General features: G+C 71.0%; 7 protein-coding genes. 3 read left to right on the forward strand and 4 right to left on the reverse strand.

The annotated features are described in order from the left end of the window. Positions 1-20: 20 nt before the first annotated feature. A complete protein-coding gene (locus AB0M83_RS30425) occupies positions 21-968 on the reverse strand; it encodes a LysR substrate-binding domain-containing protein (RefSeq protein ID WP_364521969.1) in 948 nt (315 codons plus the stop codon). A gap of 82 nt (positions 969-1050) precedes the next feature. Between AB0M83_RS30425 and AB0M83_RS30430 the strand changes: the two genes are divergently transcribed. The 3 genes from AB0M83_RS30430 to AB0M83_RS30440 are packed head-to-tail and all read left to right on the forward strand — an operon-like array spanning position 1051 to position 4426. Then, positions 1051-1755 (forward strand): succinate dehydrogenase cytochrome b subunit, encoded by a 705-nt coding sequence (locus tag AB0M83_RS30430; protein ID WP_364521971.1) that lies wholly within the window; start codon positions 1051-1053, stop codon positions 1753-1755. Next, a complete protein-coding gene (locus AB0M83_RS30435; RefSeq protein WP_364521973.1) occupies positions 1755-3683 on the forward strand; it encodes a fumarate reductase/succinate dehydrogenase flavoprotein subunit in 1929 nt (642 codons plus the stop codon). The genes AB0M83_RS30430 and AB0M83_RS30435 overlap by 1 nt, the downstream gene beginning before the upstream one ends. Continuing rightward, complete coding sequence (locus AB0M83_RS30440) at positions 3680-4426, forward strand: succinate dehydrogenase/fumarate reductase iron-sulfur subunit (protein WP_364521975.1); 747 nt, start codon at positions 3680-3682, stop codon at positions 4424-4426. Before AB0M83_RS30435 ends, AB0M83_RS30440 begins: the two co-directional genes overlap by 4 nt. Before the next feature lie 27 nt (positions 4427-4453). Here the strand turns inward: AB0M83_RS30440 and AB0M83_RS30445 are convergent, their stop codons facing one another. The 3 genes from AB0M83_RS30445 to AB0M83_RS30455 all read right to left on the reverse strand — a co-directional run bounded on the left by AB0M83_RS30445 (position 4454) and on the right by AB0M83_RS30455 (position 6546). Continuing rightward, a complete protein-coding gene (locus AB0M83_RS30445) occupies positions 4454-5002 on the reverse strand; it encodes a DUF1062 domain-containing protein (protein ID WP_364521977.1) in 549 nt (182 codons plus the stop codon). Between the two features lie 199 nt (positions 5003-5201). Next, positions 5202-5762 (reverse strand): class F sortase, encoded by a 561-nt coding sequence (locus tag AB0M83_RS30450; protein WP_364521979.1) that lies wholly within the window; start codon positions 5760-5762, stop codon positions 5202-5204. Between the two features lie 4 nt (positions 5763-5766). Beyond that, positions 5767-6546, reverse strand: a complete 780-nt coding sequence (locus tag AB0M83_RS30455) for a choice-of-anchor P family protein (RefSeq protein ID WP_364521981.1) — start codon at positions 6544-6546, stop codon at positions 5767-5769. Positions 6547-7059: the final 513 nt, after the last annotated feature.

The following is a 7059-nucleotide window of genomic DNA, read 5'->3' on the forward strand; positions in this document are numbered from 1 at the left end:
ACTCCTGAACGCGGCGCCGGTCAACCCTCCGTTGGTCGGGCGCCTCTGTCCACAAGGGACTCGATGCCGGGTGGGAGGCTCGCGCGATCGGCCACGAACCCGACGATCGCCGTGCGCAGCGCCCGCACGGCCCGGGTGGGTTCGACCTCCTTGCGGTAGGCCAGCTGCACGATCCGGGTCATCCCCGCTTCCGGCGCGAAGCGCGTCATCAGGAAGCGCTCGCCGGCCACGGTGCTCGGCACCACCGCGGACCCGACGCCGGCGCGCACCAGCTCCAGCACGGCGTCCATTTCCCCGCCCTCGATCGCGAACGACGGCTCGAACCCGGCCGTGCGGCAGGCGTTGACCGTCGCTTCCCGGACGTCGTAGCCGCGGCGGAACATCACCAGCGGGACGTCGGCGAGCTCGCGGACGTCGAGCCGGGCGCCCGCGCGTGGCACCGGTGCGTCCGCGGGGGAGATCACGACCAGTTCCTCCAGCAGCAGCGGGGTCGCCGCCAGGTGGAGGTCGCCGGACATCCGGGCCCCGGCCAGCAGGGCCAGGTCCAGCGCGCCTTCGGCCAGCCGCTGCCGGAGGTCGCCCGACCCGCTCTCGTGCAGCTCCAGCTGGATGCCCGGGTACCGGCGCCGGAACGCCGAGAGCATCGCGGGCAGCAGGCCGGTGCACAGGCTGGGCGGCGCGCCGAGCCGCACCCGGCCGCGGTCCAGCTCGTCCAGCTCCCGGATCGCGAGCCGCGCGGATTCGGTCTCCGCCAGGATCCGCCGCGCGATCGGCAGCAGGACCTCACCGGCTTCGGTGAGCGAGACGTTGCCGCGGATCCGGTGGAACAGCGGCGCGCCGAGATCGTGTTCGAGCGTGCGGATCTGCTGGGACAGCGAGGGTTGCGCGACCCGCATCTCTTCGGCGGCGCGGGTGAAGTGCCGGTGCTCCGCGACGGCGACGAAGTAGGCGAGCTGGTGCAGCTGCATCGCGTCATGATAGCTGCTGACTATCGAGGGCAGAGTCATGATGTCTTTGACCTCTGGTCCGCGCGCTCCTAACGTCGGTCAGGTGGCAAACGACCTCGCGGTGCGGCGGCGCTCGGACCTCCGCCGGTTCTGGGACTCGACGATCGGCAAGAAGATCGTCATGGCGGTGAGCGGCGCCCTGCTGCTCGCGTTCGTGTTCGCGCACATGGTCGGCAACCTGAAGACGTTCCTCGGCGCCGACGACCTCAACCACTACGCGCACTGGCTGCGGACCATCGGCGAACCGGTGCTGCACTACGCGTGGTTCCTCTGGATCCAGCGCGTGGTCCTGCTTCTCGCGCTCGTCCTGCACGTCACGGCGGCGGTGCAGCTGGTCCGGCGCGACCTGCGGGCGCGGCCGGTGCGCTACGTCCACCGGCGGCCGGTGCGCGCGACCTTCGCGACGCGCACGATGCGCTGGGGCGGCGCGACGCTCGCGGTGTTCGTCGTCTGGCACATCCTCGACTTCACCGTGGGCTCGGTGAACCGGGACTTCGTGCCGGGTGACCCGTACCACAACCTCGTGGCGGACTTCCAGGTCTGGTGGGTCAACGTGATCTACCTCGTCGCGCTCGCGATGCTCGGCCTGCACATCCACCACGGCTTCGCCAGCGCCGCGCGCACGCTGGGCGTCACCAGCGCGCGCCGGGAACGGGCGATCAAGATCCTCGGCAGCACGACGGCGGTCGTGATCGCGGGCGGCTACGCGCTCGTCCCGGTCGCGATCATGACGGGACTGGTGGACTGATGACGGACTACCTGACCGGCGACCCGATCGCCGACACCAAAGCACCGGCGGTTCCGCTGGAGAACCGGTGGGACGAACGGAAGTTCACCGCGAAGCTGGTGAACCCGGCGAACCGGCGCAAGCACCGCGTGATCGTGGTGGGCACCGGGCTGGCCGGCGGGTCGGCCGGGGCGACGCTGGCCGAGCAGGGCTACCACGTGGTGCAGTTCTGCTTCCAGGACTCGCCGCGACGGGCGCACTCGGTGGCCGCGCAGGGCGGCATCAACGCGGCGAAGAACTACCGCAACGACGGCGACTCCGTGTACCGCCTCTTCTACGACACGGTGAAGGGCGGCGACTTCCGGTCTCGGGAGTCCAATGTGTACCGGCTGGCCCAGGTCTCGGCGCAGATCATCGACCAGGCCGTCGCCCAGGGCGTGCCGTTCGCGCGGGAGTACGGCGGCCTGCTCGACACGCGGTCGTTCGGGGGCGTGCAGGTGCAGCGGACGTTCTACGCGCGCGGCCAGACCGGGCAGCAGCTGCTGATCGGCGCCTACCAGGCGCTGTCCCGGCAGATCGACGCCGGGAACGTCGAGCTGCACCCGCGGACGGAGATGCTCGACCTGGTCGTCGTCGACGGCCGGGCGCGCGGCATCGTCGCGCGGGACCTGGTGACCGGGGAGATCGAGACGCACCTCGCGGACGCCGTCGTGCTCGCGACCGGCGGCTACGGCAACGTCTTCTACCTGTCCACCAACGCCAAGGGGTCGAACGCGACCGCGATCTGGCGGGCCCACAAGCGCGGTGCCTACTTCGCGAACCCGTGCTTCACCCAGATCCACCCGACGTGCATCCCGCGGTCGGGGGAGCACCAGTCGAAGCTGACGCTGATGAGCGAGTCGCTGCGCAACGACGGCCGCATCTGGGTGCCGAAGGTGAAGGGCGACACCCGGCCGCCGGAAGAGATCCCCGAGGACGAGCGCGACTACTACCTCGAGCGGCTCTACCCGAGCTTCGGCAACCTGGTGCCACGCGACATCGCGTCGCGCGCGGCGAAGAACGTGTGCGACGCGGGCCTCGGCGTCGGACCCGGCGGCCTGGGTGTCTACCTGGACTTCGCCGACGCGATCGAGCGCATGGGCCGCCCGGCGATCGAAGCCCGCTACGGCAACCTCTTCGACATGTACCAGCGCATCACCGCGGAGGACCCCTACCGGACGCCGATGCGGATCTACCCGGCCATCCACTACACGATGGGCGGGCTGTGGGTGGACTACGACCTGCAGAGCACCGTCCCCGGGCTGTTCGTCATCGGGGAGGCCAACTTCTCCGACCACGGCGCGAACCGCCTCGGCGCGTCGGCGTTGATGCAGGGCCTCGCCGACGGCTACTTCGTGCTGCCGGCCACCCTCAACGACTACCTCGGGGGAACCCGCCTGGACGAGGTTTCCCCACGGCACGACGAGGTCACGCGGGTGGAAACCGAGGTGCGCGAGCGGATTTCGCGGCTGCTCTCGGTGCGGGGAACGCGGTCGGTCGACTCGTTCCACCGCGAGCTGGGCCTGCTGATGTGGGACCACTGCGGGATGTCCCGCAGCCGTGAAGGCCTGCGCAAGGCCCTCGACCGGATCCCGGGGCTGCGCGCGGAGTTCTGGCGGGACGTCCGCATCCCCGGCGGCGCGGCGGAGCTGAACCAGGAGCTGGAGAAGGCGAATCGCGTGGCGGACTTCCTGGAGCTGGCCGAACTGCTGCTGATCGACGCGCTCGCGCGGGAAGAGTCCTGCGGCGGGCACTTCCGCGAAGAACACCAGACCGCCGACGGTGAGGCGCGGCGCGATGACGAGCACTTCTCGTACGTCGCCGCGTGGGAGTACGGCGAGAAACCCGTGCTGCACCGCGAAGACCTCAGCTTCGAGCACGTGCACCCGACCCAGCGGAGCTACACATGAAACTCACCGTCCGCATCTGGCGGCAGGCCGGCCCGGCCACCGAGGGCCGGCTGGTGTCCTACCCGGTCGACGACCTCAGCCCGGACATGTCCTTCCTCGAAATGCTGGACGTGCTGAACCAGGAGCTGATCGCGAACGGCGAAGAACCGGTGGCCTTCGACCACGACTGCCGCGAGGGCATCTGCGGCTCGTGCGGCGTCGTGATCAACGGGCAGGCCCACGGCCCGGAGCGCACGACGTCCTGCCAGCTGCACTTGAGGTCGTTCTCCGACGGTGACGTGGTCGACGTGGAACCGTGGCGCGCCAAGGGTTTCCCGGTGATCAAGGACCTGGTGGTCGACCGCTCGGCGCTGGACCGGATCGTCCAGGCGGGCGGGTACGTCAGCGCCCCGACGGGCAGCGCCCCGGACGCCCACGCGACCCCGGTTCCCAAGCCGGACGCGGACCTGGCGTTCGACAACGCGACGTGCATCGGCTGCGGCGCCTGTGTCGCGGCGTGCCCCAACGGCTCGGCGATGTTGTTCACCGCGGCGAAGGTGACACACCTGAGCCTGCTCCCGCAGGGCCAGCCGGAACGGGCCCAGCGGGTGCTGGACATGGTGGACACGATGGACGCCGAGGGCTTCGGCGGGTGCACGAACACCGGCGAATGCGTGGCGTCGTGCCCGAAGGGCATCCCGTTCGCCAGCATCGCGAGCCTCAACCGGGAGTTCCGGAAGGCGAGCCGCTCGGGTCGTGGCTGAGCGGCTCGCCGTCCGGTTCTCATCGGCTCAGCGTTTCAGCGTGAAGGTGAAGCCGCCGGAGAGCTTGCCGCTCAGCCGGACCGCTGAAACGAGCCTTTCTTCCGTGATCAGCCGCTCCACTTCGGCCCGCGAAAGGCCGCACCCTTCGGCGATCAGCCGCACCGGCCGGACCGGGATCCGCGCGGCGAAGCGGACCTCGACGTCGGTGACGTCGTGGTCCAGGTCTTCCGGGGCGCCGGTGTCGAGACGCCACGCGCCGTCCCAGTCGAGGGCGATGTGGTTGCGGCGCCGCAGCACCGGGTCCTGGAGGAGTTCGGCGGCGAGACCGGGGTCGTTGCTCTGCAGCCGGTCCAGCAGTTCGGGCCGGACGGAGCGCACGTTCACGCGCTCCAGGACCGTGAGCTTCACCGTGTCCCCGCACGCCGTACAGAGCGCGAGGAGCCAGGCGTCGAGGACCTTGTGGTGGGCGTTGACGCGAAATTTGCCGTTCGCCCGGAACCGCTCGGCCCCGCACACGTGGCAGCGGCGGAGGACGAGCGGCAGGCAGGTGGGTACGACGACCCAGGTGACGAGCACAGGAGTACACCGGTTTCCGTGAGAAGTCCGCAGCAAAAGGCGGCGCGGCGCAGAGGCGCGACGCGCGACGATTCAGCACTCGGGATGTCTCACGCGATGTACAACGGCACGTCCTTCGGCCAGGAGACGGGGCTCGACAGGACGATAGCGGCGCGCGGCGGTGGGGTTCCACCGATTTTCGCGCGCCGCCGGCTCGACGTTATTTCTTGAGCTTGGCGTACACGATGACGTTGTCGAGGTAGTTCCGGTTGGCGGCGTCGTACTTGCCACCGCAGGTGATCAGGCGCAGCTCGGGCTCGGCGGTGTTGCCGTACACGGCTTCGGTCGGGAAGGACTTCTTCGCGATCTGGTCGACCTTCGTGACCTCGAACGTCAGCTGCCCGCCGTCGGCGCGGCCGACGTGCACGGGGTCGCCCGGCTTCAGTTCGTGCAGCCGCCAGAAGATGCCCTTGCGGTGGTCGCCGTCGATGTGGCCGAGGATCACCGCGGGCCCGATCTCACCGGGCGTGGGGCCGTACTCGTACCAGCCGGCCTGCAGCGGCTGGTCGACCGGCGGCACCTCGACGGTGCGGTCGGGGTTGAGCCCGAGCGACACCAGCGTCGACTTCGCGTCGATCGCGGGGACGTCCAGCGCGGTCGGCAGGGACCGGCTCAGCCCGGCGGAGACGGGTGCCGGCGGCGGGGCGGCGGGCGTCGCCGTCGCGCCGCAGCCGGCGAGCAGCAGGGCGGAGACGGCGGCGAGGAGGGCGCGGCGCAGCACCGGCTCAGCCCTCCGTGACGAGGCCGGCGAGGCTGCCGTCGCCGGTCTGCGGGGCACCGGCGGGAACGACGACGACCTGGCCGGGCCCGGTCGGCCGCGGCGGCGCCTCGGGAGCGCGTTCCTTCGACGGTCCGCAGGTGACGGAGGCCAGCTTGACGTCGCCGCTGCCGAGAGCGCCGGTGGTCTTGCCGCCGAGCAGCTTGATGTGCAGGGCCGTGACTTCCAAGGAGCCGTCGTAGCGCTGCTTCTGCTCGTTGACGATCAGCTCGGCGACGCCCGGGATGCCGAGCTTCTGGTTGGGCGAAGTGGCGGCGGGCAGCGTGCCGAGCCGGCCGAGGTTGACGCCGGCGAGATCGCTGCTGCCGGTGACGTGCCCGTCGGCCGACCCGCAGCGGGCGCTGATCAGCCGGATCGACGGCACGCGCCCGGCGGCCGCGGCGAGCAGCGGCAGCGTCGCCTCGGCGACGCTCGCCTTGGCGGCCACGGAACCGGCACCGCCGACGACGGAGCTGCTGATGGCCTTGGCGGTGACGAGCCCCTTGAGCGGCACGTCGGCGACGCTCGCCTCGGCGGGGCCGGCGCTGCTCGACCCGGCCAGCTGCCCGGTGTCGACGGTGATCCCCTTGCCGCCGGTGAGCACCCCGGGCAGCAGGGAGACGCTCGCCGACGCGCCGAAGGCGGACCCGGTGACGGCGTCGCCGGCGGTGGCGACACCGGCGGAGCCGGCGAGCACGGCGACGGTCACACCGGCCAGGCTCCCGGCTCGGAGCAGGGTCGTGCGCATGAAGAAAGTCCTTTCGCCGGAACGGAAAACGGGGAGACACCGCGACGGGACGTGACCCGGCGGCGGAAGAAAGCTTGGCCACGCTATCAAAATCGCTGCGCGGGGCAAGGATTCCTTGCGGCGGCGGGGATTCCGGCGTTCGCGAACGGTGATCTTCCGAGTCGCGGGAACCACGAAGCGGTCACGGTGGGGTGGGCTTTCCTGCCGTTCGTCGACAACGAGTAGCGCGCACTGCGGCATTCGGGGAGGGTCGACGCGGGATCAGACACGGACGAGTGATTACTCGGATGGGCGGCGGCGAACACGCAGGGTGATGTGACCACCGCGGCCCCAGGCCCGATCCGCCGACGGTGCAAGGAGGTCGCGAATGAGTCATTCGCGACACTCGATCCGCGCCCGCTGGCTTCCGCCCGCCGGCTTCTGGCTTCCGCCCGCTGGCTTCCGCCGGCCGCCGGCCCCCGGCTTCCGGCCGCCGGCCGGCCCGGCTTCCGGCGCTGGCTTCCGCCCGCGCCG

Origin of the sequence: Amycolatopsis sp. NPDC051106, assembly GCF_040682775.1 — a bacterium.
Taxonomy (GTDB): Bacteria; Actinomycetota; Actinomycetes; order Mycobacteriales; family Pseudonocardiaceae; genus Amycolatopsis.

What these genes read in the sequence shown, in the direction of transcription:
- AB0M83_RS30425 (WP_364521969.1), bottom strand. Translation starts at nt 968, where the DNA reads ATGCAGCTGCACCAGCTCGCCTACTTCGTCGCCGTCGCGGAGCACCGG.
- AB0M83_RS30435 (WP_364521973.1), top strand. Translation starts at nt 1,755, where the DNA reads ATGACGGACTACCTGACCGGCGACCCGATCGCCGACACCAAAGCACCG.
- AB0M83_RS30440 (WP_364521975.1), top strand. Translation starts at nt 3,680, where the DNA reads ATGAAACTCACCGTCCGCATCTGGCGGCAGGCCGGCCCGGCCACCGAG.
- AB0M83_RS30455 (WP_364521981.1), bottom strand. Translation starts at nt 6,546, where the DNA reads ATGCGCACGACCCTGCTCCGAGCCGGGAGCCTGGCCGGTGTGACCGTC.